This window comes from Parachlamydiales bacterium, from assembly GCA_041671045.1.
Lineage (GTDB): Bacteria > Chlamydiota > Chlamydiia > Chlamydiales > JABDDJ01 > JABDDJ01.
In genome coordinates this window covers 16,917-42,482 of record JBAZCF010000003.1, presented here as the reverse complement: position 1 = coordinate 42,482, position 25,566 = coordinate 16,917, and the positions used below count along the sequence as shown (strand labels likewise).

The following is a 25,566-nucleotide window of genomic DNA, read 5'->3' as shown; positions in this document are numbered from 1 at the left end:
TCCCTACGCCTAGGAATAATCCACTTTGAAATAAATCCCAATACCTGCATAACTTATTCCTTTATTGAAACAGCCGGAAATAATTATATGGACTCATTCGTAAACGATAACGTTTTAAGCCATCTAATGGATGAGAAACGGCGCATTCCCCCGCCTCACACATTTCAAATGAAGGCCCATATTCAAAGCCAATCAGTATACGATGATCTCTATCACCAAAGTTTAGATCATTCTGAAGAGTTCTGGCTTAATCAAGCCAAAACCCTAGATTGGTTTAAACATCCCACCATTGCCTGCAATTACAAATGGAATACCAGCCAAAGAGAAATCTACCACAAATGGTTTGAAGACGGACTAATCAATGTCAGCTACAACTGCATTGACCGCCACGTCCATTCCTCAAAACGCGAAAAAATTGCTTTCATCTGGCAGGGTGAAAAAGATAATGATGTACGTATACTCACCTATCAAAATCTCTATGATGAAGTCTGCCGCTGTGCTAATGCCCTGAAAGCCCGCGGAATAAAAAAAGGCGACCGCATCTGCCTCTACATGCCCATGGTCCCAGAATTAGCCATCGCCATGCTAGCCTGCGCCCGTATTGGCGCCATCCATACCGTAGTATTCGGCGGCTTTAGCGCTGACGCTTTATCTCACCGTATGCAAGATTGCGAGACTTCCCTTCTCATTACTTCCAATGTCTCAATCCGTGGAGGTAAAGAAATTTCCCTCAAAGCAATAGCTGACGAAGCTTTGGTGACATCTCCCTCAGTAAAAACGGTAATCGTCTTCCAACGTAACGAAACACCCTGTTCTATGGAAAAAGGGCGGGATGTCTGGTGGCATGATGAACTTGAACCCTGGCTGGGCATCCCCTGTCCACCGGAACAACTCCAAGCAGAAGACCCCCTCTTTATCCTGTATACTTCCGGTTCTACAGGAAAGCCTAAAGGTGTCGTTCACTCTCAAGCAGGATACTTGCTACACTCTGCACTGACACATAAATACTACTTTGATATTCGCGACAGCGACGTCTACTGGTGTACCGCCGATCTAGGCTGGGTCACCGGCCATTCCTACATTGTTTACGGCCCACTCTGCAATGGGGCAACCTCGGTCATCTTTGAAGGGACACCCACATATCCTGCCCCTGACCAATTTTGGAAAGTCATTGAAAAACATCGTGTTTCCGTCTTCTATACTGCACCCACAGCAATTCGCAGCCTGATCCGCTACGGTGAATCCCTCCCCCAAAAACATAACCTTAATTCACTGCGGCTACTAGGAACTGTAGGTGAGCCCATCAACCCCGAAGCGTGGATGTGGTACCACCAGGTTATCGGCAAAGGACGCTGCCCTATTGTAGATACATGGTGGCAAACTGAAACCGGCGGCATCATGCTATCTGCTATGCCAGGCTGCCATACACTCAAACCCGGCAGTGCATGCTTCCCCTTCTTTGGTGTTGCCTCCATCGTCCTTAATGAAGAAGGCATCCCCTGTCATACCGATGAAGGCGGCTACCTTTGTATTACTCGCCCATGGCCAGGTATGATGCGTACGACATGGGGAGATCATGATCGCTTCATCGACACCTACTTTACCCGTTTCAATAATATTTATTGTTCGGGAGATGGCTGCAGAAAAGATCCCGAGGGCTATCTTTGGCTCCTTGGGCGGATAGACGATGTCGTTAATGTCTCGGGCCATCGCTTAGGAACAGCCGAGATTGAAAGCGCGTTGGTAAGCCACGAAGCTGTTGCGGAAGCTGCTGTGGTTCCTATTCCTCATGAAATCAAAGGACAAGGCCTATATGCTTACGTAATCCTTGTCGAAGGGGACCATGATACTGCAACGTTAAAACACCAACTCGTAGAACACGTTCGGCGCGAAATAGGCCCCATTGCCATTCCTGATAAAATCTTATTCGTCAAAGCTCTGCCTAAAACGCGCTCAGGAAAAATCATGCGAAGGATTTTGCGTAAAATAGCTGAAAAAGATTTTCACAACTTAGGCGATACCAGCACTCTAGCTGACCCCCAAATGATGCAAGAGTTAATGAACCGCGAGGGATGAAAGAGCAAATGTGGATGAAAGAAGCCCTAGCCTTAGCGGAACAAGGGCGTTTACTCGCCCCACCCAACCCGTGGGTTGGGTGCGTAATAGTAAAAAACAATCTCATCGTGGGGCGCGGCCATACCCAGTCCCCAGGAAATAGCCATGCCGAAATCATGGCATTAACAGAAGCAGGCGTACAGTCGGAAGGGGCAGATATGTATGTCACCTTAGAACCCTGCTGCCATTGGGGAAGAACCCCCCCCTGTGTAGAGAAAATCATCCGTGCTGGTATAAAAAGAGTTTTTACATCACTCAGCGACCCTGATTCCCATGTACAAGGCAAGGGTATTGCAATATTGGAACAAGCAGGCGTGGAAGTACATGTAGGGTTGTCTGCGGAAAAGGTAGAAAAACAGCTCAAAAGTTATCTCCACCATCGCCGTACTGGCCTGCCTTATACCATCATAAAAAGCGCCGCAAGCATAGACGGCAGGGTTGCAGCAAAAGATCAGTCCTCCCAGTGGATAACAGATGCCAGCGCAAGAGAAGATGTTCATCTATTAAGGGCGCACTGTCAAGCAATCATGGTAGGCGCAGGTACAGCTAGAATAGATAAACCTCAACTGACTGTCCGCTCGGCTTCGCTAAAAATAGAGAAACAGCCGCTACGCGTTGTCTGTGATGCATGGGGTAAATTAGCGCCTGAAGGGCCACTTTTTGATGTTACTGCCGCACCTACAGTTATTTTCACAACCACAGAATGCCCCCAAGAGGTCCAAAAAGCATGGTTGGATCACGGCGTCGAAGTCGTTGTTGGAGAGCTTAGAAATAATGGAGTGGAGCTGAATGCCGTTCTTAAAAACCTGGGTTCCAGGGGAATATTACAGTTATTAGTCGAAGGCGGCGCTGCACTGCAATCAACATTTATTCAAGAAGGTGTCTTTCAGGAGCTTATAGTATATCATGGAAATTGTCTGTTGGGTAATGAAGGGCTTCCTATGTTCTCAAGCCTACCTGTCGACAACATCCAAAATGCGATCCGTCTTAAGCTTATTGAAAGTCAAAATCTGGGCGTCGTTGTCAAATCAACATACCTCCCTCTTTAATTTTGTTTTGTTTCAATTAAGCGAAACGTTCCCTAGCATAGGAGCGCTGCGATGTGTCCGGCTGTAAGGACAAGTCACCGCACTCCTATACTAGGACAAGGTTAATTCTGATGATAATCCTATAATATTCTTAGGAGATATCCTTTAAGATATGTACCCTCAGGATGGAATATACTTACGGGATGATCTAAGCCATGACGTTGTTTTTCAAGCACTTGCACGATGCGTCCGCTTTCTAATGCTGCATCGAAAAGAATTTTTAAGAACGCTTCATCGGAAATCGGCTGCGAGCAGGAACAAGTCAAAAGCAAAGTCCCGGGTTTAGCTTTGCACATCGCCATTTTATTCAAATCACGATAGCCCTTAGATGCGTTTTTGATATCTATTTGTTTTTTGGCAAAAGCTGGAGGATCCAAAATAATCAGGTCATAATCCAGCGAATCATCTTTCAAGAAAGTGAACACATCTACTGCATGATTATTCCAGAGAGCATCTGTCTTATTCGCCTTTAAGTTTACTTCTGTTTGCTGAATAGCTTTTTCCGAAACATCTACACTGTCTACTTTAAGGCAGCCGCCAGCTAATGCGTAAACGCTGAACCCTCCAGTATAACAAAAGCAATTAAGGATTTTGTGACCTTTCGAAAGTTCTCCAATACGCTGACGCATAGGACGCTGATCTAAAAAGAAACCTGTCTTCTGTCCCTCGATAATATCTACGAAGAAAGTATGGCCATTTTCTTTTATCTCGACCTGAGCAGGGACCTTACCATACAAACACCCTGATTTATCCTTTAATCCTTCATATCTGCGGGATGTACCTGAGGATTTTTCATAAATGCCTTTCGGATTAAAAGCTTTTACTAAGCTCTCTATAATGGTTTCTCTTTGGTGATCCATTCCTAAAGTATGGATTTGCACGACTAAATAATCTGCATACTTGTCGACTACAAGACCCGGCAAGCTATCGCCTTCCGCATTCACTACGCGATACGCGTTGGTGTCTTCAGAAATCCACTGCTTTCTTAAATCCATCGCTTTCCCTATTAACTCCCCAATCACTGTGGACGGGTTAGATTCTGGAGAAAAGGAAAGGATACGTCCGATAATATTTGTCTTACGGTTGAAATATCCCCAAGCTAGAATGTTTCCTTGAGCATCGGCAATGGGGAGAATAGCTCCATCAATAAATTCCGGGAGGCTATCAATAGCTCCTGAAAAAATCCACGGGTGTTTTCTAAGTAGAGGAACTTCTTTTCCGGGCTTTAAACGTACAACTGAATTTTTCATGTGATTTCTTTGAGAAAAAAAAGCCAGCATATCACAAGCTGCCTTAAAAGAAAAATCATCTCTGATAGATTCCGATCAGTTCACTTTTCGCGATGATATGCCCTTCCATTGCCTCTTCTACCGCCTGTTTTTTGGCGCCTTTACTTAAGTTTAAGGTAGCGTCTAAAGCATACAGTTTAAAGAAATAGCGATGCGGCTTTCCCGGTGGCGGAGAAGGACCATTCCACACTTGATAGCCATAACTATTGGTTCCCTGCGATTGGAGATTAAAACCCTCATGTAAATTTGTCGAGGTAGAGGGGATATTCCAAATAATCCAGTGGTCGAATGTACCGCGCGGTGCGTCGGGGTCATCTACGATTAGAACAAAGGATTTAGTGTCATGGGGAGCGTTTTCAATGCTTAATGGAGGGGATATATTTTCAGCGTCTGCTGTGTACCTTTTAGGGATAATATCTCCATTATGAAATGCTTCGGATTTTAGTTGCATGTTCTTACTACCTTTAACCCCTGGTAACGACTTAATCTCGGGATTAATATGAATCAAGCCGGTCGTTTTCGACTCCTTTAATACGAATGCGTTTAGGTTCAACAGTAGAACGTTCAAAATCATCCAACAACTTGATATGATTATTAATCGCCCGTAAGGAAACAATGAGTTCAGTTACACGTATTTGCATATTAGGAATCTGGTCTATCTTAGCTAATAATCGATTTATCTTTTTCAGTTCATTAAAAACTTTCTTGGGAATATTCCCTTCCATGGATGCGCGCATATCTTCTCTAAATACATTTGTACAGTCATCTTCAACTGCATTTAATGCGGTGATAATCGCTTGGATTTCTTCCTCGGGTATTTTTGAGGTTTTCACTTTGGTTTTAAACTGGTCTACTTCGGTCAATAGGGCATTAAAATCTCTTTCAAAATCATTACCAGCTTTTTTTATACTAGACATAAAGACTCCTTAACCTGTGTAATATACTATTATCAACTAGCAAAAATGATGCCACAATGATGATCCGACTCCTTTGCTTCTTTCTAATCTTATTTTCACAAGTTATTGGTTATCAAAGACCTGAAGGAATATCCCCTGAGCTTTGGGACGAACTTAGCCCTTATTTCCTCCCCCAGGATCACCCTAGTAAATCCACATTAGATACTATTTTCACTTCATCTAAACCTTTGTCCGATCCGGCTAGCTTAAAAAAAATAGGCCTAATCCTCTCCAAGCCTCGTAAAAGTGGAATGTATGTAGCTTCCCATAAGAAGCTTAAAGAACATAAATTAAAAATCTTCCTACATTCCCATCCTGCTCCGGAATGGTGGTCTTTCCGCCGACGCATCGAAGGTGCCAACCTTATTCGCGATGCGATAATTGCACATGAATATGGGGAAAGGTTCAAAGTTCCTCAAAAATGGTTATATCCTCTCCCCCCAACGGAAATTCAAACAGAAGGCGTGCAAAAACATTTTGTGTTAGTCGTTGAAGATATGCATATCTCTGCGAAGTTAAGTAATGGAAATTACTACAGAAACAGCATCCGAAGAGGTACTCTTTTTGCACTATACACTCTGGTCCAAGAAAACCTGCTCATAGACTCCATACACATCGATAATATTCCACGCTGCATGGACGGTAAAATAGCTTTTGTAGATACAGAACACTATATGGTTGAAGATACCCCAATAAAGTGGTTTAGGTTGCAGGAAAACTTAAGCACTTCCAACAAAAAATACCTCCAAAAAATCCTTGATGGTAAATAGATCATGACAAAAACAAGTTGGGAAAGCGTCGGCGTTTGGTATCAAAATCTCGTAGGTGAAGAAGGGCATTATTACCATCGTACCACAATCATGCCGGGTGTACTTCGACTTATGGATTTAAAACCGGGCGGAAAAGAGAAAGTCCTGGATCTGGCCTGCGGACAAGGGATCGCTGCACGCTGCCTTCCTCCTAAACTTGTCTATACCGGGGTCGATGCTGCAGCATCCCTTATCAAGTTCGCTCAGAAAAATGCACTTCCTTCCCATGAATTTATTCTTTCTGATGTCACAAAACCCCTTAAACTGCCCCAAAAAGACTATACACATGCCCTTATTGTATTAGCCCTCCAAAATATGGAACACCCTCAAGTGGCTATTCAAAATGCGGCAAAGCATTTGGCTCCAGGCGGAAAACTTATCCTGATATTAAACCACCCCTGCTTCCGCATTCCTAGGCAAAGCAGCTGGGGAATAGATGAAGCAAAGCATCTTCAATACCGAAGGACAGATTCTTATCTATCTCAGATGAAAATCCCTATTCAGATGTCCCCCGGTAAAGGTCAGGAATCATCGACAACATGGAGCTTCCATTATCCCCTTGCAGATCTAATCACCTGGATGGTACAAGCCGGTTTTAGAGTTGATGCAATGGAAGAATGGGCGTCAGACAAAAAAAGCACCGGCCGCATGGCCAAGATGGAAAATAGGGCGCGGGCCGAAATTCCTCTCTTTATGGCAATCCGGGGGCGCATACCAGACAACACCTAGCTTCTTTTACAAAGTCTAAAAGGTGGAAATATGGCTTCAGTTTCTGGACAAGGCTTTCCTCACAGTTCCACTACTCTACCTCCTCGTCTTGATATGTTCCCTGTAACAGAAGTTATCGCTGAAGAGTCCATACAAGAGGAAAAACCTGTGGAGGAAACACGTGCTGAAAAACAAGCGCGCCTCCAAAAAGAAGCCATACATACCGCTTGGAGTATTGTCTCACGTCTTTTGGATGATTTTGGTCCCAAGATTATCTTAGATCAGAGCCCTGCGGTTTCTTTCGTTCATTTGCAGCTAAAAAAATATTTGGAAAATAACAAAGAAGAACTTTTTGCTCCCTTAGTGATCAATAAACCGGGATCATTAAAAAGCCATGAAAAAGTGCTCTTGCAACATACAATCGAGCCCTTAGCGCTTTTTTTTGAAGACTACAGCAATGCTCGTGAGGCCTATGAGGCCCACCTCATTAACGTTGATACCTCTGAAAAAGAACCTTCCAAAGAGGCCATTTTAGACGATAATCCTTCAGGTGCCTCCCCGCTGGATAAAGGAAATATCCCCGTCAAAATTGACTTTGAGAACTTTTTTAGGGAGGCACGTACCTCATCCCAGCATACACTTCCGTTTGAAAGTGATAGTATCGCCAATCTTCAACTTTCTCAAGAGCTTGTCATATTTTTCCGGGGACTCTTCTCTATTGCATTACCTACTAAACCAGAATTAGGCGAGGCTCTAGCAAATATCCTATCGCCTGTTGCACTAGTGCTTTTAGATAATGCCCTACGCCCTGAAAACATCTACCTCTGCATAGAGCGCTTAGCTGAGAAAATTTCGGACTCGCGCAGTGGGACAGAAGATAAACCTGTTTATGTAGATTTGCAGCAATTGAATGACTTGTTAGCACCTGTAAAAAGTCTTCTTCAGTCAACCCTAAAGATCATGAATATCCCCCCTGCAATTAAAGGGCTCCTAGGCTATTCAATCGACACAATTTCGCACTACATAAGCACTTTGCTTCTCACAAAAATCGAAAAGTCCAAACAGTCCGAACTATCAATTCATCCCTTTCAACTGGTGGAAAAGCTTCTTTATACAGAAAAAAATGGCAAACTCGAAGTAGACGCCTTCTGGCAAACTACTGAAGAAACAAAAAAAGAGATAAATACTAATTTGGAAGGCTCTTTAGAGAATGCAATACGTTTATATTTCAACAGCTTGTTATCGAAAATGCCTCGTACAATTCCCACTGTCCTTGCCGACTCCTGCCTATCTCTTGAAATACACAAGCACCTATTGTACCTCGTCAAAAATCCGCTGCTATTAAAACTAGCCCTTTTGGATATTATCAACTCAAACTGCAAGGCCTTATCCCATATAAAAAACCATACCTTCAACCAAGTAAAACTACTGTCCAGCATATCAAAAGACAGTGATTTACAAGCTCTTTTACGCGAAGAATACAGGGCGCAAAATCGCACAAATCCCTGGGAAGATTTTGAGCTTGTCTATACTGAAAAGAAAAAACGGCCAACTATTATTGAGGAAGCTTTTAATAAGTTCTCACGCCTAATACTTGAGACTACCCATCCCTCATCTCCTCCAAAACGGGACACTATTATTCAAAACGTCACAAAACAAGAAAATTGGGTTGAATTGTGGAAGAATCCTTTAAATCCGCATCAGAACCGCATTTGTACTGGAAATCAAATTAAAGCCCTGGGATTTGCAAATGATCTTTTTGAACGTATTGTCTGCGATTATCTTTTAGCTCCTAGTAAAGCTACCACACCTGTCTTACGCTTTGCACGCTCGAAATTATTAGAGTTTGTATATTCACAAGGTTCGCAATATGTTGCCCCCTTGGCCCTTAATGATCCACGCGCCCTCAAATTAGATGAAAAAATCTACTTAATCCATCTCTTTAGGCAAGCCAGTCTATTCTTTGAGGATTATGCTCTAGCACTAAGAACACTCCGCGATGCAAAACAAAATGTTACTGAAGAGGCTCTTCTAAGCATTATACTACAAGCAAGAAGCAAAAAAGGGATAATGACTCCCGCTATTACTTTAAATCCACATGAAGCTATTTTCAAAAAATTGATGGGACTTCAACTGAAGTTCAGCATCCTCTTGAGCAAACAGTCTGAACAAGGGACTTATACGCGCTCTATACAGGATATCGGCAGGGACATACTTATCGCAGGATCCACATTGGCACTCATGGAATTCCTGCTCGATCCGAACTATATTTTATATCTGATACATCGCATATCGACGGAAGATATAGTGTGGGATATTGGTTTGGAAGAAAACTTTGATAAAATATCTAATGACGCAACCTTTGTGCGCTACTTGCAGGAACCCATCGAACGCATAATTAAATCAACGATCTCCATAGGTAACCCAGGCATTATTTTTGATAGTCTCATAGGAATTATCCTATCTCTAGTTTCAACATGGAGTATAGACGCTACAGAAGCAATGCTTCAACAAATCAATGAAATGCTGATGTCAGATAACCGCTCAAAGCCATTTATTATTTTGAATTTCATCTTTTACAAAATGGGCGGCATTAAACCTGAACCCGTATTTAAAACAAAATCAGAAAGCGCCCCCCTTTTCAATGCACAAGACATTCATGATAATTTGCTGAAAAGAATGGAGGAATTTCTTACAGAAGAGATTAGCAAGAAGAACTTCACCGATAAAGTGATGTTAAAGGCTGCAAAATCACTTATCAATGACTTCTCTCAGAATTTAATCAAAGAAATTATTTTATTAACCCAACAAACGAAAATTTTCAATTTGCTGGTTTGGGATTTATTGACGGGGGTAGACTACTCATTAGATAATCTTATTAAAAACTTAAGTCATAATATTTAGTAATAATTTTACAAACAACTAAATAACTATAAAATGCCAACTTGAACAGCAATTGCTTTTTACTCAAATTCGATCTTAAGTAAACTTAATAATAGTTAAATTCACAATGTTGAATCACGGCGCAATGGCGCAAGAACCCTTTTTATCTTCAACGCTTTGAAAATTAACATGAGTCTGAAAATTAATTATTAAGGCCTGTGTACCTTGTTATCGGTGCCAAAATCATATTTTTCATAATTAGATTTTAAATTATTGAAAAACTTATCCATACGTTTTCGTAAATAAAAGCCCATCTTTGAGTCCCTAGTATTCTCTAATAATTGTAAACGTTCTTTGGCTTGTGCATGTGTAAGGTTAGGCTCTTTTTGCTCATCAATAGATTTCATGTATGTGTTTACACTTAAGATCAAATATTTATAAATATCCTCTCTTAGTGACTTGCTATTCATTAGAAATTCGTTATGCGGATCATTAAATATTTCAAGTAAGACATTCCATGTCTGAGCATCAATGGGATCACCTTCCTGCACCTTTTCTTTGAGTTTCTTGATATAGTCTGAGAACCACAAATGTACTTGAGCAGCAATTAATATATGGGGTTCCACATGATATTTTTTTGTAAGCTCTAGGAGGGCAATTACATTATTTTCATCTATTGCAAGCTTTCCATCGTACATAAACTTAACAAGCTCTAAGAAGGCTTCGGACTCCTCTTCGTTAATTGTAATTTGTGGTAAATTTGTCTCTCTAAGTCCACTTGTAAAAAAAGATCGAAAATATGTCGATTGCCCTAAAACACTTTTATGGAGTCTTAGAGTTAACCCAGCTGAAGGACTAGATGTCCCCCCTGATGCTTCAGTTGAAGGATTGACCAATACGGTAATATCACTCGTTTTAGGGTCATTAAATTCATAATTACTTTTCACATGCTCTCTAGTCTCATTATCAATGGATAATATCTCTTTAGCTGAAAGCCAGCCTAATTCATGACTAGGGTAAGATAACAAAGTAAATAAGCTAGAACGTACTGAACCAATAAATTCATTCTTTTTTGTCTCATCAAGAGTTGCTAATTCTTCTTTTAGCTTTCTAGAGACTATTCCCAGTGAAAAAATGTTGTGAGCAAGATAGTTTTTCAGTCCTTCAATACCTATCTTATCAGCCACATTAAAAGATTTTTGATACAGAGCAATAACATTTAAAAGGTTCAAACTGTTTATTGAACTTCTAGAATAGACATCCTCTGTATTGAAGGTTCTTCCCCCTTTAGGATGAGAACTACCCACTTGATAAAAAATATATTTGAACAGTTCTTGACCTTCCTCAGGTGAAAATAAATTATTATTAAAAAGTGCAGCAATCATTTTAAATTGTTCATTTTTGGGATCTATTTCTGCCATTTTCACTGCATACTTTTTAACAACATCTAAATAATGCTGACGGCCATTACTCTTAAATATTCTATCTTCCAAATCAGGCAATGGAGATGTTGTGCACAATATACAAGTGTTTTTAAGTAGTTGTGAATAGGCTTCACCTGCAGATACACTTAAACCTAACTCTATTGCATCACCCAACATAAGATCGATATCTTTGGGTTTAACATTAAGAGCCCTCGCTTGATCATATACAAAGTCTGTTTCATTCCGGGTTAATTTTTGATCATCTGAAATCACCAAATCGGCTCTCACATTCATAAGAGAAACTATTTTCGCTTGAAAAACTGATTCGCAAATTTTCAACGTATTTATTAAATCAAGTTTTTTACTTTTTTCGATGAATTCCTTGAATTCTGAAGGAGTATTTATAAGATTCTTGAGATATTCCTTCGTGGATAAGGCATCTATTGATTCAGAAAATTTTTTAATTTCATCTTTTAGGTTTTGGTTATCTAGTTCGTTCAGCTTATGTAAAAACCGAACTTTATTTAAGTTCATTGTTCCATTGGTAACATGGCGAATGCAGCTTTCTTTAAGGGAAGGGATGTTATATTTTAAAGAAAGCTCGTAAAACTCTGAAAAATTATCATCATTTACACTGAAATAACCTGTTTGGAGACCTTCTTTAAACAACTTCTTAGTAGCTAAGGAAACTTCATCTCTAGAAAATTCATTATTTTCTCTTACTACTGCGTCGACCATATTAAAGTGATCCTCTTGATCATCTTCAGGATTTTGGACGCTGAAAGGTATAATTCCCCTTAAGAGATAGTTTTCCACTTCATAATTTTGAAAAAAATTACTACTAGAGTCTTTTAGAGTATTTACAAGTTCCGACCATTGCTTTTTGGCTTCAAAAGCTTTTGGTTGTGAAGTTGATATCTGGATGATAGCTGCCTTGATGGCATTCCATTGATCTCTATATGAGCTAGATAAGGAATTTATCTTTTCTTGAATGGACTGTTCTTTACCTTTAAACTGTTCCAACCATGAATTTGATCCAATAACCTTCTCCCTAGCAGCTAAATAGCTATCGAACTCTCTTAAAAAGGCGCTCTCACAGAAAGCGATAGCATTATTATAAGTATATTTTGCAAAAATCTGATAATACCGTCGCTCTGGTAAGCTAGGGACTGTGGGGTTATTAAGTATCTGATAGGCTGTAACTAGTTGCTGCATTTCCAATTCATTGAGTTTTTCTTTATTTTTTAAGCTGTCAATGACTTTTAAAAGGATATTGTATAGCTGAGGATGATTGAGAAATTTTGAATCTTTAAGTAGCTCCCTAAATGATTCTTTTTTCCCATCAATAAAAGTTTCTCCACTTGTCAATGCATTATACATATAAATTTCATCATATTCACCATTCAACAATGAATTTTCCACTGATTCTAAGTTTTTTGGATCGTTAGCATCAAAATGCAGAAGGTTTACAACTTTCTCAACGATGCCTCTCCAAGCAGCTTGAACTTCATCATCACTACTGCGCATCATACTTTGTGTAAGAACACGCAATCCTTTCTCACTCAGGGAATTTTCTCTATTTGGGCTGATTTGATCTAATTGATTGAGTCGCAGAATAATCTTTGAGCCTTCATTGGTTATTTTCTTTTCAATATCTGTTGTAGGTTTATTGATGAGCTTATTTCTGATTGAGATAAATTTTTTAAGGTTCTGTATGAATTTCTTCTCGCAATCCTTAAGTATATTTTCATAAGTATTTATGGAGTCTTCATTGCTTTTGCTCTCCACCAAACTTGTCATTTTTGGATTATTTAATAGAGTATAACCCCGAACCAGTTGTTCATATTTTTCAGAGTCTGTTCCGGAAAGATCTTTAGATAAACTAATGCATGTGAGCGCTACTTGATAGAGTTCAGGGTTTTTAATGAAGTTATCGTCGTTTATGAGTTCATAGAAGTATTTGGTGTGACCATTAACAACTATACTACCTTGATTAATTGCTTGCTGAAGTTCAGTTACATTATAAACATAATTTTCGCCTACTGTATTATCAGATACTGAAGTCATAATACCTCATAATTAATAGACATTTATTTTTCATCTTTATTTAATTGTAGCAATTATTAATTTTAGCGATATTAATTAAATAGTTTATTCATCATTTAATAAACCAGCGTCACCGAGGGTGTTTAAATGTAAATAATTGATAGTTAAATCTTTACACGTATCAATCCATCAAAATTGTTAACTTAATCCCTTAGAGTTGGGTTTTGACTTACGTGAAACTTTCCTCTTGTCGGTGCTCTTATTGTTTTATACTCCCATTAAAACGCTAGAGATTCTATACTTTTTTGCTAACGATAATAAATTTTTTCAATAGGAGATTGATTATGTTAGGTGGAGTATGGGGCTTTGCAAGGAGAGCAACCGGTCTTTATGACATTTATGATGGAGTAAAGAAACTCGCACATTGCGACATAGATAGAGGTGGTAAAAGCGTTGTTTGGGGTGCCTGTAAGCTAGGCTTAATATCTACAGTAGTATGTCAAATTATCTATCTTTCCCAAACTGAAGCTCTTCACGAGAGGCAATATCAAATAAATGTTTTAGATGAGGAAACAATCGAATGTTCATCCGATGAGTTTACCCAACAGCTAAATCAATGTTTCAATGTAGCATTGAGTTTTTTCAGATTTGAAGAAACAGTAGGCAAAAAACTATTTTTTGAGACGTTAAAAGAGGAATGTTTTCAATTGACTAAGCTTGTGAGCTCCTGCGCAGAGACAAATACTCGTATGCTAAATTTCCGCAACTTTGTTATGTCTTTGGCCGATAATGTTTAAGATAACAAACTCTATTGAGGTTATATTGAGCAATATAATCATAAGCTTAAATTACAATAATGATCAAAAAATTCCTTTTACTAATCACCCTTATTTTTGTTTCATTAAAGGGTGTTTGCACAGCTAGCTCTAATGAAAGCCTTCTTGCCCAAGCAGAAGCATTAAGAGAAGAAGGTAAACACTCGCGGCTCTAAATTTCTATAACGAAGCACTTGTTGATTTTCAGCAAAATCATAACTACAATGGGGTTTTGAAGGCTTTAGGTGGTCGATTAATCTCATGGCAACATCTCTACAATCAAGGATGAAGGCTAAAGTTGATGATAGACTTATCAACTAGAACAAAAGCTCGCTCTTCGGATCATTAAGTTATTCTCCTCTATTCCCAATACAGTCGAAGCTCAAGTACTAGGCAAACAGTTATTACGCTGTGGTACTTCTGTGGGCGCTCATTTTCGTGAAGTGTAAGAGCTAGAAGTAAAGCTGAATTCGTATCTAAGATTGATGGAGCCTTGCAAGAGCTTGAGGAATCAATCTATTGGATGGAAAAAATCCTAACAAAATAGGGAAGATTCCGTTGTTATTGAAGTTTACTCAGGGTCTCATGCAGAGAAAACAGGAAAGTTTCGCATTGGAGATGCCATTATAGGAATTTCTCCCAATAACACTGAAACTGAAATAGACGCGGTAAAAATGCCTATATCTCAATTCTTGGCTCTTATCTTAGGCGAGAAAGGAACAGCAGCCCGTATTAATGTCCAACATCTCGATAGAAGTTACGAAAATATTGTAGTTGAAAGAGGGTAATGTAAGGCCAACCCTATTCCCCTTCCTACCAGAAATATCAGATCCTTAATTTCCATTTTGTACGTGTATATGCAAGACGAAAACCCTTTTTCTCAGCATTTTTTTGAGACTGACTACCGGGACTTGCTGCCATCATAGCGATAGAACAACCATGATCTGCCGCGTAGCTTAAACGTGCATCGATTAATGCATTTTGCGCTCCACGGTTACGCCCTTCCATAATTGTGCTATCTCCAGCTAGGAGTGCAATATCATTATCAATGTAGAGCATTCCTGTTGAGATAGGCTTGTCATTTAGATTTGCAAAAAATGACAGGACGCCTCGGCTCTGGGTTGCTATTTGGGCAAACTTGTAGATGAATTCATATAGGCCAGGGGCTTCGGTGCTCCAACCTTTCGCACTTGTTGAGGCCCAAATTTCCTCTTCACCTTCTAGCATTTGTCGTGTGGCGATTTCAGGATTAAGTTGATACGCAGAATCTTTCTTTAAAAGAGGTTTATAAAGGATGCTTGTCAGCTCTACAGGTTGATAACCGCATTTACATAAGATATCCATATGAGAGGAATCAGCCATCGGGCTTACTTCATGAAAGATGGGGGCTGAGAATCGTTGGTAAAATTTCTCTAATTTTTCAATAGTCTTCAAAGATAATTTTTCAAATAATCCGAGCCCAAAGGTTTGTGTAAGAGGAGATTCTAATCCATCAAACATTGCATAGGTTCCCTCAACTTCAATCCATTCCGCCCCGCTATCAGGAAACATTCTTAAGCGGGAATGCACAAACTCTGCATTATAACGGGCTTCTGTTTTTTCAAGTTGTTGAGAAAGGGCCTTATCCGAGTAAATTTTCATATATTTCCTTTCTTTTTTCTTCGGATTTTTGGTTGCAAATTCATGCGGTAGTTTTTTCGGTTCTTGGCCTTAAAGTCTTTGTGAATTTTTGAAATAATTGTAGTGGGAATAGATAAATTTTCTCATTTGAAAGTTCTGAAATCGTCCAACCGCCTCCACTTTTCCTTCCATCTCCAATATTCATCATGCAAATATTAAATTTATTTTTTAATAATAAATCTTGCCGTTTAAAACCGATGCTACACTAAAGATTAGACTTTATAGACAGCCTCTTAGCCATGCAATAACTCTCTTACATAAAGTTTTATAACCTCATAGACAGTATCTTTGAAGGGTTTTCACCTGCTTTAAGCAATAGATTTATGATTCCAGGAAGCTTTTCTTTAGAGCTATAAATTTCTTTCATCCACGGTTCATCAAAAATAGGCTTATAAATTTTGAAAGACAGCCCTCTTCCTGAAACATAACCCCATTCAGGTGAAAAACCTACGTCTACGGCTAAGGATTTAATAAAGGTAAGTAATGGTTTACGACGTGATGATGTACCAGCTCCCATGCATTTGCTAAAAAGAGTTATATAAGGATTTGCTTTTCGAGCATCTAAATTGTTAAGGGTGTTTTTTCTATCCACTAGCGAATAACGTGCATGCCACTCATTTAGCAAATGATTATCTGTATTTTTTAAAGCCTCCATAAGGGATTTGTAACAGTTACTATTATCTAAAACTACTATAGGCTTAACCTTTTCAACTACATTTCCAGCATTTAATTTCGCTGGGTTATCGAGGGATACTAACACACAATTTTTCTTTAGATTCTCCAAAGCCTTAGCTGCTTTAAGGTTAATTCTATCTACAGCCTCCGAAAGCAGTCTTAGCCCTGCTCTTGCTTGTTCCTTTGTTCTAATGCCTTCTTGCTCCTCTCTCATGCGTTTAAGTTGCGTCACAACACCCTCATCTTCTTCATCTAATTCTGCTGAAGGGAGGGTCCTCTTTAAGGTGTTATTCCTGGGGCTATCTGGTGGAATAGGGCTAAGAATCTCGTTCCAACTACTTGTCAAAAGTTTGTGAAGAGTCTCCCCGGTAATAACTCGACCTTTAAAAGTAAATGTTTCTATACAGGAAAGTTCGATGACTGAACTACTAATTAACGTTTGTATGCAGGGAGCCCGTGGAGGAATTCTAAGAGAGGGTTGCATTAATATATTTTCTGCAATTCTCCTGTTTATTTTTTCTAATTTAACATCATTACAGTACTCTTTAGCATCTTCAAGGTCTTTTATGGCTGCATTAAACGTTTCCACTATTTCTTTCATGACTTCGAAGGCACTTTTACTTAGAGCCTGATATCTCCTAAAACCCATTTCTTGTTCTAAAAAAAGCCATGCAAAATCTGTTTGAATATGTTTTCCAAAATCGGGGGGAATCTGCTGCTTCAACTTAACAATATGCTGAAGTTTGTTAGGCAATACTATTTCAAAAAAACTTCTCGATCTAACTTCTAACTGGTCAGCTGTCAAAGCTTCCTCATCCATAAGCTCTGCCGTATGCAACAGGTACTTGTCCAACACCATTACCAGCCTAATAGGATCCACCTCATGATCTTTAAATCTATAGATTAGGAGGTCTTTCCTTGAAGAATCTAACAAATGATTCAGCTGAAGGGAACGCTCTTTTAACTCGCGCTGTTTTCTCGAGCTATCTTTATGGTGTCTTTTAAGAAATTCAATATCTAGTTTTGCCAGATGGCATTTAGTGAAAAATGAAGTGACTTTTTTAATTAATTTGCTTCTAATATCAAAATAATCCTGATACTGAGTCTGGACTACTGCATCGCTAAAGGCTTTATTAATCGCAGCGATGACATGATTTGCCGAGGTGAATTTTACATCGACCTGTTTTTGTAATGCCTGTGTCTGTATATTGCTGATAATAAATCCAATCTCTGCACTATTACTTAACATCGCAAAGGTTGCCCCGGCAGCCATACTTCAATCCTAGGTAATTTTTAAATTCTCTCAATAACTTTTCGAGATCATCCTTTTCCCAAAATTACTTGTCAATTGTAGGGGGCTTTGCTAGAGTAAAAGCATTGATCAATAGGATACAATGTCAACGAATCCAATTGCGGAACCGCCTAAGCCAAAACTAATTCATATCGCCAAGATATTTGGTGATAATGGGTGGCAGTTTGTCTTTTTAAAACAACTTTCACAGCATATGTTCCAATGGTTCTATACAGGAGAAAATTTTTTTGAAAGTCCTGCCGATGTTTCTGCCGACTCCGTCCAAGAAGCAATGCGTTTAGGATTCCGCCATTGGAAAGACCGTTTTTTCAAACCACTGGGCTGCGGGTTTAGATATAATCTCCCCGAAAGAGATGAACATGGAATCAACGCTCTTTTCCATCAGATGGTTGCTTCGCTTAGCTCTTTCAATGGTGTGTATTTTGATGAGGAATTAGGGCATCTTTGTTTTGTTCAAAACGCTTCAATAGAAGCCCGTCAACTGTGGCAGCAATTGTCTAAAAGCGGGAAGCTATAGCAATGAACGGCCCTGTGAAGATTTTTTGCACTGCTTGCAGATCTACTTTTGCATTGGCGGAGAACTCTCCTGCACCCATGTTTTGCGTGCGATGCGGGCACGAATTAAACCTGCCTTCGGAAACGGAGACTCAGGAAGCTTCTCCCTCCTCCATGAACGTTTCTATGTCCACCTCGAATATATCGCTTATCTCAGGCTTGACCCCTGCGCAAAAAGATATCAAATATACCGTCGGGCCGTATCAGATTATCACCAGTATAGGCAAAGGTGGGATGGGTGAGGTCTTCCTTGCATACGACACTTCCTGTGGACGCAGAATAGCATTAAAGAAAATCCGCGAAGACCTTCTGGAGCATAAACAACTTCAAAACCGCTTCCTGAAAGAAGCTCACATCACAAGCCAGCTTACTCACCCTGCAATCATCCCCATCTATACTATCCATAAAGATGAAAGCCAGATTTACTATACAATGCCCTTTGTGGAAGGTAAAACTCTTAAAGAAATCATCCGTAGTGCCCGTAAAAATGAAAAGAATGGATTTAAACCCGCGACATCCACCTCAATTCCTGCCTTAATGCGTATCTTTGTTACCATCTGTAACGCCGTGGCATACGCACATTCTAAAGGCGTACTGCACCGGGATTTAAAACCGGAAAATATTATCATCGGACAATACGGCGAAGTCATGCTGCTCGATTGGGGCCTAGCAAAGTTATTACGTTCGCCCAAGACCAACGAGGAAGAAGATTCCATAGAAGAATCTTTCTCTTTCCATGGATTGACAAATGTAGGCAAAGTTGTAGGCACAGTGGCTTACATGGCACCGGAACGAGCTTTCGGCCAGCCGGCAACACTGCAAACAGATATATATTCTTTAGGTGTCATCCTCTACCAATTCTTAACTCTTGCACCTCCCTTTAAAAGGGGAACTCTGCAGGAATTCCGAAAAAACTTTCCTAAAGAGACTTTAAAAGATCCTTCACGGGTCGCCCCCTATCGGGATATTCCGCGCGCACTTTCTGAAATTGCCAAGAAATGCTTGGATGTCAACCCTTTACATCGCTACCCCTCTATCGATAAGCTGATCAAAGACCTGGAAAACTTTATCGAGGGACGTTCTGAATGGTTCTTGATCAATGAATTGGACGTCCACCGTAAAGAAGGATGGGAATTCCAAGAACATATGCTGATCAGTGAACATGTAGCGATTACTTACGGACACGATACCTCCGACTGGGTCACTATGATGGTTTCGTCCATTTCATATAACGGCAATACCCGCTTAGAAACCTTTATCTGTATGGGAGAAAATGGTCAAGGAATTGGACTGATGCTTTGCGTACCCGAAATAGCCGAGCGGCAGCATGTTAACGACGGCTTCTGCCTATGGCTAGGGTCCGATCTAAACCCTTCAACTAAACTTCTCAGGTCCACACTAGAAGTCGTTTCAAGACCTGACATTATCCTTACACGCGGCGCATGGTATAAAGTTACCTTTGAAAAGGTCGATGACAGTATACACGTCTACCTTAACGACATCCTCCAGTTCACTTATATCAGCCACTTACCTATGGCTGGTACCCACATTGGGATGTTTTACCGCGATGCGGATTTCCAAATGCGCGAGCTTAACGTTTTCATTAGCAGCTTAAACATCACTATCAATTGTTTAGCAGTGCCGGATGCCTTCTTAGCCCACAAGCAATACAGTATAGCCTTAAGTGAATATCGACGTATCGCATACTCTTTCCCTGGACGTGCAGAAGGACGGGAAGCTCTCTTTAAAGCAGGGATCACACTGTTGGAAAAAGCAAGAAATTGCGACAATCCCCAAACAAGCCAAGCAATCTTCGAACTTGCTTTAGAGGAGTTTTCTAAGCAGCATAATACACCGGGCGCACCTTTGGAGTATCTTGGAAAAGGCTTAGTTTACCAATCCCTGAAAGATTATGAAGAAGAGATGAAGTGCTATGAACTAGCCTTTAGACGTTACCCCAACCACCCCTCTCTGCATGTACTGTACGAACAGGTCATTTGCAGGATGTATGAGGCCTCTAAGTTTAACAGGAAAACAAAATACCATTTCATTTTACTAGCCCTCCGTTTCCTCCCTAAAGCAGAATTAGGCCTCAGTGTCAGGAAATTATTTAATAGCGTGGAAAAGCATTGGGAACCTCTAGACTTTATCATTGAACTTTCCAACACTGCCGGACAGCTGCTGCTTGATTATAACTTCAGCTTGCAGGTGGCATTCTGGTTGGCCAAACCCTTTGTAATTGTCGAAATCATTGATGAACTTTTGACCCAGCCAGAGCCCTCAACGCTCGTATTAAGTAATGCCTTCTTTTGTTTGTTGGAGCTAGGCTGCATTGAACTGGCAAAATCATCCTTGCAAAAAACTTTTGAAACACTCGCTGAGACCGAGTTTTTAGAAAAAAACACCCTGGTTTTCAGAACAATCGCAGAAGCCTTGAACTGTCATCTAAAACCCATAGAAAACATTAATAGACCCGATATCCCTGCAGAATCATTAAATTTTAAACGCACAGTCCTGCATTATCTCAGGCAGTGTTTGCGGCAAAGAAAGGTCGAGAAAGTGCTCGAATTGACAAAAGACTTCCAGGCAGGTCCCAAGCAAAGTCATTTTCAGCTTCAAGTGGATATTTATAAGATTTGGTCAAAACTCTACTTAAAACAATGGGATGAAGCAGGCGCTCTCTTGCATACCTATCCCATCGAATTACTAAGCCAGGATAGTTCTTTACTTTACTTCCTCTATGGGTGCTGGCTGGCTGCAACAGAAAATAAGGAAATCGCTGAGATTCATTTCAGCGGACTTATGGATATGCCATTCCCCCGTTCTTGGGTTTTGAGCGCCTATGAACTTAACAGAAAGATCGGCGAAGGCTCCCCCTGGGTGGAAAAAGCCTTCTTGTGGGAAAAAAGGCAGTTATTCAAACAACTTTCACTCTATTATCATTGCATTGGCGATGAACAAAAAGCAAAACGTTACCACTCACTAGAATTAGGACAGTATGTCACAGCCCCCTTCTGAGAACAATTTCCCCATTCCCGTAGTAATACAAAGCGACGTAATATTTCATGATTTCGTAAAAGTACGCAAAGATATCTTAGAGCGCAGGGATGGGAAACACTACCGTTACTATACTCTAGAAGTCCTAGGCTCTGCGGCCTTAGTGCTGGCCAAAACAACGGATGGCCTCTTCGTCATCACCAAAGAGTACCGTCATCCGGCAGAGAAAACGCTTTTAAGCTTAGCAGGGGGATATATTGATAAGGGAGAAAACCCTTTGGAAGCTGCTAAAAGAGAGCTATTGGAAGAAACAGGTTATACTGCAGAGAATTTTGTCATATTAGGAGCTTCCTACCCTTATGCAGGTATTAGCAGTCAGAAAATCTATTATATTTATGCCGATAATGCGCGACACGTTCAGGCACCTCAACTCGAAATTAGCGAGCAAATTGAAGTCCACCCGATGACCTATCAGACCTTTAAATCCTTAGCGATCGAAGGCAGCCCTATCGACGGCAACTTGTTAACAGCTTTTAGTTGGTTGAATATCAACAATATGAATTGATGCCTTTCCCAGCCCTAGACTTGTCGAGGGCATCTTACACAATGTTTGACTTATCTGACTGTTGGAATGGGCGGCGGCTTGCCGCCCGATAATAATCTAGTTTTGGGAGAAAGTATTTTTGTTTTTGATGTCGTCCATAATGTTGCGGAAGCTTCTTCTTTCGACCCAGCCTTGGGCATCTTTAGCCACAGAGAATCCTGCTGCACCTAGGAGTAGATAAGGTACAGCAATTACAGCCGGGGCAAACAAGAAGGCTGTGTTGGCACCGAGCCAAGTAAACCCTGCACCCATTGCTAACAAATAGGAGGTGCGGGTTGCTGAAATTCTATTGCGAAGCTCATGGATGACTGTGTTTTTATCAATCTGAGAGTTTGCGCTAAGGATTCTTTCTGCAAGCCAAGCCTGATCTCTACCAAAGAACTTTTTAACTTTCTTATTACTTAAACTATTGACGTAGGTTTTGACCTTAGTAAAGCACTCTTCGATCTCTTTATTCTCATCTAAAATTGTGCTATAGGTGTGAAGAGCCTCATTCATCTGTTTTGCGTTAACTGTGACTTTAATAATACCCAGCGAACCTAAAGCCATACCGGCAGCGCTGAGGTAGGGAAGAACATGTAGAGCTTTTTGAGCCACATATTCAATTTTAACCAAGAAGGCCAACATACCTGAAGCCGAACCAAGCAGTTTCGCTGACTCATAAGCACCGCCTAGTGTATTATCCCAAAAGAACTCGACGTCACCCTCTTTCGCTGCTTCATATGCACCTTTCACTTTTGAAAGAACGTCTTTGATCGCTCCAGGCAGAGCAAGCAGAGTGAAAGCAAAACTCGCGTTTTCTACTCCAGCTAAAAAATCATCCGAAGTGAATATTTCATAGGCTTCTTCAAATAATTCATTGATTACATCCGGAATGTAAGGGAAGGGTCCTTCAGTTTGAGGAAGAAATCCATAAACTTTTTTTGCTACGCTATAAGTGCCATCCGCCACATCTGCTAATGATTCAAAATCTTTACCTAGATCTTCGGTACTGACCACCGCGGATATTAGGCTGGATATATCAGGCATTGTTTGAGTAATGTTAGCTGTATTACCTTTCTCTTCATTGAAGATAACTTGGGTAAAGTCCCCGGTTTGCTGAGGGTTTCTACTAACTACTGACATTTTACTTTGACTCCTTTTCCTTAAGAAGCTTTATTGTATCAGTAAAAACCCGTTTATTTAATAAAGGTTAAATTAATTTTTCTTAACAAACATTATGATTTTATTAAGATAAAAAATGTCTACCACTGAGCTTTCTGCACCACTACATGAAAAGAAATAAGAAAATAATCAAGTTACTTTGGAGCTAAGAAGGTCAACGAGACCTTCTTACTTACCCCTCGCTAAATTCAGTGCACCACCAGCTTTAAACCACGCAATTTGGCTTTCATTGAATGTATGGTTTAAATTGATTGTCTCGGATTTGCTATCAGAATGTAAAATTTCAAGTTGAAGTGGCTTGCCCGGAGCAAATGTTTTCAAACCTCTTATAGCAAAGACATCATCCTCGCGGATTTTCTCGTAATCTGCTGGATTTGCAAAGGTCAAAGCAAGCATCCCTTGTTTCTTAAGGTTTGTTTCGTGAATTCGCGCAAAAGATTTTACTATTATAGCGCGCGCACCTAGGAAACGTGGTTCCATAGCAGCATGTTCGCGGGAGGAGCCTTCGCCATAATTTTCATCTCCAACGGCAATCCATCCTAAATTTCCACTTTTATAGGAGCGTGCAATATCAGAAAAGCCTTCAATTTTCTGGGTAAGGTTATTCTTACCCTTCCCTATTTCCTCACGGAAAGCATTGACTGCACCGATAAATAAATTATTTGAAATGTTATCCAAATGTCCTCGAAATTTTAACCATTTTCCTGCAGGAGAAATATGATCGGTAGTGCATTTTCCAAAAGCCTTTACCAGAAGCTGAAGATTTTCTAAATCAGTCCCTTCCCAAGGTTTAAATGGTTCTAACAATTGCAGTCTATCGCTGTCAGGCTTAACGATTACTTGTACACCACTGCCATCTTCCGCCGGCGCAACATATCCAGATTCGCCCTGTTCAAAGCCATTTTTAGGGAGTTCATCACCGCTAGGAGGATCAAGTTTGACAGGCATCCCTTCATTATTCATCAAGGTGTCTGTCTCTGGATTGAAGGTCAACTTCCCGGCTAAAGACAAAGCAATCACTATTTCAGGGCTAGCAACAAAAGAGTGTGTCCCGGGGTTGGCATCGTTTCGGCCCGAGAAATTACGGTTGTATGAAGTCAGGATGGAGTTTTTTTCGCCATAGGTGACATCATGTCTTTTCCACTGTCCGATGCATGGACCGCAAGCATTTGCTAGGACCAAGCCCCCAATTTCCTCCAGCTCTTTTAAAAGGCCGTCGCGTGCTATCGTAGCATGAATCTGCTCTGATCCGGGTGTAATAGTGAGAGGAGATTTAGATTTTATCTGATGGCGGATTGCTTGGCGGGCAATACTTGCAGCGCGTTGTATGTCTTCATAACTTGAATTCGTACAAGAACCGATTAAAGCTACGGAAATCTTATCAGGATAATTGTTGTCTTTGACAGCTTGTGCAAACTCGGAAAGTTTCCATGCTTTATCAGGAGAGTAGGGACCGTTGATATGTGGTTCTAAAGTATTCAGATCGATATCAATGATCTGGTCATAGTAAGATGTGGGATTGCTTAGAACTTCGTCATCAGCTCTTAAATGTGCGCTGACCTTATCAGCTAATTGAGCTACTTCTGCGCGGCCCGTTGCCTTTAAATAGTCATTCATCCTTTGGTCATATGGAAAGACTGATGTTGTCGCGCCAATTTCAGCGCCCATATTGCAAATCGTCCCTTTGCCTGTACAGGAGATTTCTTCCGCGCCGGATCCAAAATATTCTATGATATATCCAGTTCCGCCTTTGACGGTTAAAATCCCTGCCAAATGCAGGATAACATCTTTGGCAGAGGTCCACGTGCACATTTTTCCACTTAAGCGTACACCGATAGTTTTCGGAAACTTCAGTTCCCAGGACATTCCCGCCATAACATCCACCGCGTCGGCACCGCCGACGCCGATAGCCAGCATGCCTAATCCGCCGGCATTGGGTGTGTGAGAATCGGTACCGATCATCAAACCGCCCGGGAAAGCGTAGTTTTCTAGAACAACCTGGTGAATAATTCCTGCACCTGGCTTCCAAAAGCCTATCCCATATTTGCTAGATACACTTTGCAGGAACTGGAATACTTCACTGCTTTCGTGCTCAGCCCTTTCCAAATCAGGAACAGCCCCCTCTTCAGCTTGGATTAAATGGTCGCAATGGACGGTTGAGGGTACCGCTACAGTTTTTCTGCCTGCGCTCATAAATTGGAGCAAAGCCATCTGCGCTGTTGCATCCTGCATCGCCACTCTATCCGGTCTGAAGTCTACGTAAGATTTGCCATTGACATAGGGAATCTCCGGCCATTGGTCTAAATGGGAATAAAGAATCTTTTCAGTGAGCGTAAGCGGTCGTTTAAGAAGTTCACGGGTTTTTCTAATTTTTTCAGGTAGCGTGCTATAGAAGTTTTGCATGAGTGGAAGGTCAAATAACATACTGTGAATCTCCTCATCTAAA

At 40.6% G+C, this 25,566-nt stretch carries 17 protein-coding genes; 9 read left to right on the top strand and 8 right to left on the bottom strand.

From position 1 onward, the window contains the following. Positions 1–87: 87 nt before the first annotated feature. Positions 88–2,076: an acetate--CoA ligase gene (gene acs / locus WC222_04785; GenBank protein MFA6915691.1), complete on the top strand. Its 1,989-nt coding sequence runs from the start codon at positions 88–90 to the stop codon at positions 2,074–2,076. Continuing rightward, entirely contained in the window at positions 2,073–3,164 is a 1,092-nt protein-coding gene (ribD, locus tag WC222_04780; protein ID MFA6915690.1) for a bifunctional diaminohydroxyphosphoribosylaminopyrimidine deaminase/5-amino-6-(5-phosphoribosylamino)uracil reductase RibD, read from the top strand. Before acs ends, ribD begins: the two co-directional genes overlap by 4 nt. A gap of 119 nt (positions 3,165–3,283) precedes the next feature. Here the strand turns inward: ribD and WC222_04775 are convergent, their stop codons facing one another. Genes WC222_04775 through WC222_04765 form a run of 3 tightly spaced genes read right to left on the bottom strand, consistent with a single transcriptional unit; the run spans position 3,284 to position 5,409 of the window. After that, positions 3,284–4,453, bottom strand: a complete 1,170-nt coding sequence (locus tag WC222_04775) for a class I SAM-dependent rRNA methyltransferase (protein MFA6915689.1) — start codon at positions 4,451–4,453, stop codon at positions 3,284–3,286. Between the two features lie 55 nt (positions 4,454–4,508). Continuing rightward, a complete protein-coding gene (locus WC222_04770) occupies positions 4,509–4,943 on the bottom strand; it encodes a YbhB/YbcL family Raf kinase inhibitor-like protein (GenBank protein ID MFA6915688.1) in 435 nt (144 codons plus the stop codon). A 43-nt stretch (positions 4,944–4,986) separates the two neighbouring features. Next, the gene (locus WC222_04765) at positions 4,987–5,409 is read right to left on the bottom strand and encodes a hypothetical protein (GenBank protein ID MFA6915687.1); all 423 of its coding nucleotides are present in this window, start codon (positions 5,407–5,409) and stop codon (positions 4,987–4,989) included. A gap of 56 nt (positions 5,410–5,465) precedes the next feature. Between WC222_04765 and WC222_04760 the strand changes: the two genes are divergently transcribed. Genes WC222_04760 through WC222_04750 form a run of 3 tightly spaced genes read left to right on the top strand, consistent with a single transcriptional unit; the run spans position 5,466 to position 9,869 of the window. Next, complete coding sequence (locus WC222_04760; GenBank protein ID MFA6915686.1) at positions 5,466–6,218, top strand: hypothetical protein; 753 nt, start codon at positions 5,466–5,468, stop codon at positions 6,216–6,218. A 3-nt stretch (positions 6,219–6,221) separates the two neighbouring features. Next, positions 6,222–6,986: a class I SAM-dependent methyltransferase gene (locus WC222_04755; protein ID MFA6915685.1), complete on the top strand. Its 765-nt coding sequence runs from the start codon at positions 6,222–6,224 to the stop codon at positions 6,984–6,986. 30 nt (positions 6,987–7,016) lie between these two features. Next, positions 7,017–9,869 (top strand): hypothetical protein, encoded by a 2,853-nt coding sequence (locus tag WC222_04750; protein MFA6915684.1) that lies wholly within the window; start codon positions 7,017–7,019, stop codon positions 9,867–9,869. A gap of 188 nt (positions 9,870–10,057) precedes the next feature. Here the strand turns inward: WC222_04750 and WC222_04745 are convergent, their stop codons facing one another. Continuing rightward, positions 10,058–13,339, bottom strand: coding sequence for a BTB/POZ domain-containing protein (locus WC222_04745; GenBank protein MFA6915683.1), 3,282 nt, complete (start codon positions 13,337–13,339; stop codon positions 10,058–10,060). A gap of 323 nt (positions 13,340–13,662) precedes the next feature. On the opposite strand from WC222_04745, the gene WC222_04740 reads away from it, so the two are divergent. Then, positions 13,663–14,115 carry a hypothetical protein gene (locus WC222_04740; GenBank protein MFA6915682.1) on the top strand — a complete coding sequence of 151 codons (453 nt, stop codon included), beginning with the start codon at positions 13,663–13,665 and terminating at the stop codon, positions 14,113–14,115. Between the two features lie 843 nt (positions 14,116–14,958). Here the strand turns inward: WC222_04740 and WC222_04735 are convergent. Next, on the bottom strand, positions 14,959–15,774 hold the full coding sequence (locus WC222_04735; GenBank protein MFA6915681.1) for a hypothetical protein: 816 nt from the start codon (positions 15,772–15,774) through the stop codon (positions 14,959–14,961). 304 nt (positions 15,775–16,078) lie between these two features. Further along, the gene (locus WC222_04730; GenBank protein ID MFA6915680.1) at positions 16,079–17,761 is read right to left on the bottom strand and encodes a hypothetical protein; all 1,683 of its coding nucleotides are present in this window, start codon (positions 17,759–17,761) and stop codon (positions 16,079–16,081) included. Between the two features lie 121 nt (positions 17,762–17,882). Between WC222_04730 and WC222_04725 the strand changes: the two genes are divergently transcribed. The 3 genes from WC222_04725 to WC222_04715 are packed head-to-tail and all read left to right on the top strand — an operon-like array spanning position 17,883 to position 21,917. Further along, positions 17,883–18,317: a hypothetical protein gene (locus tag WC222_04725; protein MFA6915679.1), complete on the top strand. Its 435-nt coding sequence runs from the start codon at positions 17,883–17,885 to the stop codon at positions 18,315–18,317. Positions 18,318–18,319: 2 nt separating this feature from the next. Next, positions 18,320–21,373, top strand: a complete 3,054-nt coding sequence (gene pknD, locus WC222_04720; protein MFA6915678.1) for a serine/threonine-protein kinase PknD — start codon at positions 18,320–18,322, stop codon at positions 21,371–21,373. Continuing rightward, complete coding sequence (locus tag WC222_04715) at positions 21,354–21,917, top strand: NUDIX hydrolase (GenBank protein ID MFA6915677.1); 564 nt, start codon at positions 21,354–21,356, stop codon at positions 21,915–21,917. The genes pknD and WC222_04715 overlap by 20 nt, the downstream gene beginning before the upstream one ends. Positions 21,918–22,013: 96 nt before the next feature. Here WC222_04715 and WC222_04710 read toward each other — a convergent pair whose 3' ends face one another. Together WC222_04710 and WC222_04705 are read right to left on the bottom strand one after the other, a co-directional pair. Then, complete coding sequence (locus WC222_04710) at positions 22,014–23,081, bottom strand: hypothetical protein (GenBank protein ID MFA6915676.1); 1,068 nt, start codon at positions 23,079–23,081, stop codon at positions 22,014–22,016. A gap of 207 nt (positions 23,082–23,288) precedes the next feature. After that, positions 23,289–25,544, bottom strand: a complete 2,256-nt coding sequence (locus tag WC222_04705) for an aconitate hydratase (GenBank protein MFA6915675.1) — start codon at positions 25,542–25,544, stop codon at positions 23,289–23,291. Positions 25,545–25,566: the final 22 nt, after the last annotated feature.

Excerpts from the sequence above, each read along its gene's own strand:
- acs (MFA6915691.1), top strand. The coding sequence starts at position 88 with ATGGACTCATTCGTAAACGATAACGTTTTAAGCCATCTAATGGATGAG.
- ribD (MFA6915690.1), top strand. The coding sequence starts at position 2,073 with ATGAAAGAGCAAATGTGGATGAAAGAAGCCCTAGCCTTAGCGGAACAA.
- WC222_04775 (MFA6915689.1), bottom strand. The coding sequence starts at position 4,453 with ATGAAAAATTCAGTTGTACGTTTAAAGCCCGGAAAAGAAGTTCCTCTA.
- WC222_04770 (MFA6915688.1), bottom strand. The coding sequence starts at position 4,943 with ATGCAACTAAAATCCGAAGCATTTCATAATGGAGATATTATCCCTAAA.
- WC222_04765 (MFA6915687.1), bottom strand. The coding sequence starts at position 5,409 with ATGTCTAGTATAAAAAAAGCTGGTAATGATTTTGAAAGAGATTTTAAT.
- WC222_04760 (MFA6915686.1), top strand. The coding sequence starts at position 5,466 with ATGATGATCCGACTCCTTTGCTTCTTTCTAATCTTATTTTCACAAGTT.
- WC222_04755 (MFA6915685.1), top strand. The coding sequence starts at position 6,222 with ATGACAAAAACAAGTTGGGAAAGCGTCGGCGTTTGGTATCAAAATCTC.
- WC222_04750 (MFA6915684.1), top strand. The coding sequence starts at position 7,017 with ATGGCTTCAGTTTCTGGACAAGGCTTTCCTCACAGTTCCACTACTCTA.
- WC222_04745 (MFA6915683.1), bottom strand. The coding sequence starts at position 13,339 with ATGACTTCAGTATCTGATAATACAGTAGGCGAAAATTATGTTTATAAT.
- WC222_04740 (MFA6915682.1), top strand. The coding sequence starts at position 13,663 with ATGTTAGGTGGAGTATGGGGCTTTGCAAGGAGAGCAACCGGTCTTTAT.
- WC222_04735 (MFA6915681.1), bottom strand. The coding sequence starts at position 15,774 with ATGAAAATTTACTCGGATAAGGCCCTTTCTCAACAACTTGAAAAAACA.
- WC222_04730 (MFA6915680.1), bottom strand. The coding sequence starts at position 17,761 with ATGGCTGCCGGGGCAACCTTTGCGATGTTAAGTAATAGTGCAGAGATT.
- WC222_04725 (MFA6915679.1), top strand. The coding sequence starts at position 17,883 with ATGTCAACGAATCCAATTGCGGAACCGCCTAAGCCAAAACTAATTCAT.
- pknD (MFA6915678.1), top strand. The coding sequence starts at position 18,320 with ATGAACGGCCCTGTGAAGATTTTTTGCACTGCTTGCAGATCTACTTTT.
- WC222_04715 (MFA6915677.1), top strand. The coding sequence starts at position 21,354 with ATGTCACAGCCCCCTTCTGAGAACAATTTCCCCATTCCCGTAGTAATA.
- WC222_04710 (MFA6915676.1), bottom strand. The coding sequence starts at position 23,081 with ATGTCAGTAGTTAGTAGAAACCCTCAGCAAACCGGGGACTTTACCCAA.
- WC222_04705 (MFA6915675.1), bottom strand. The coding sequence starts at position 25,544 with ATGTTATTTGACCTTCCACTCATGCAAAACTTCTATAGCACGCTACCT.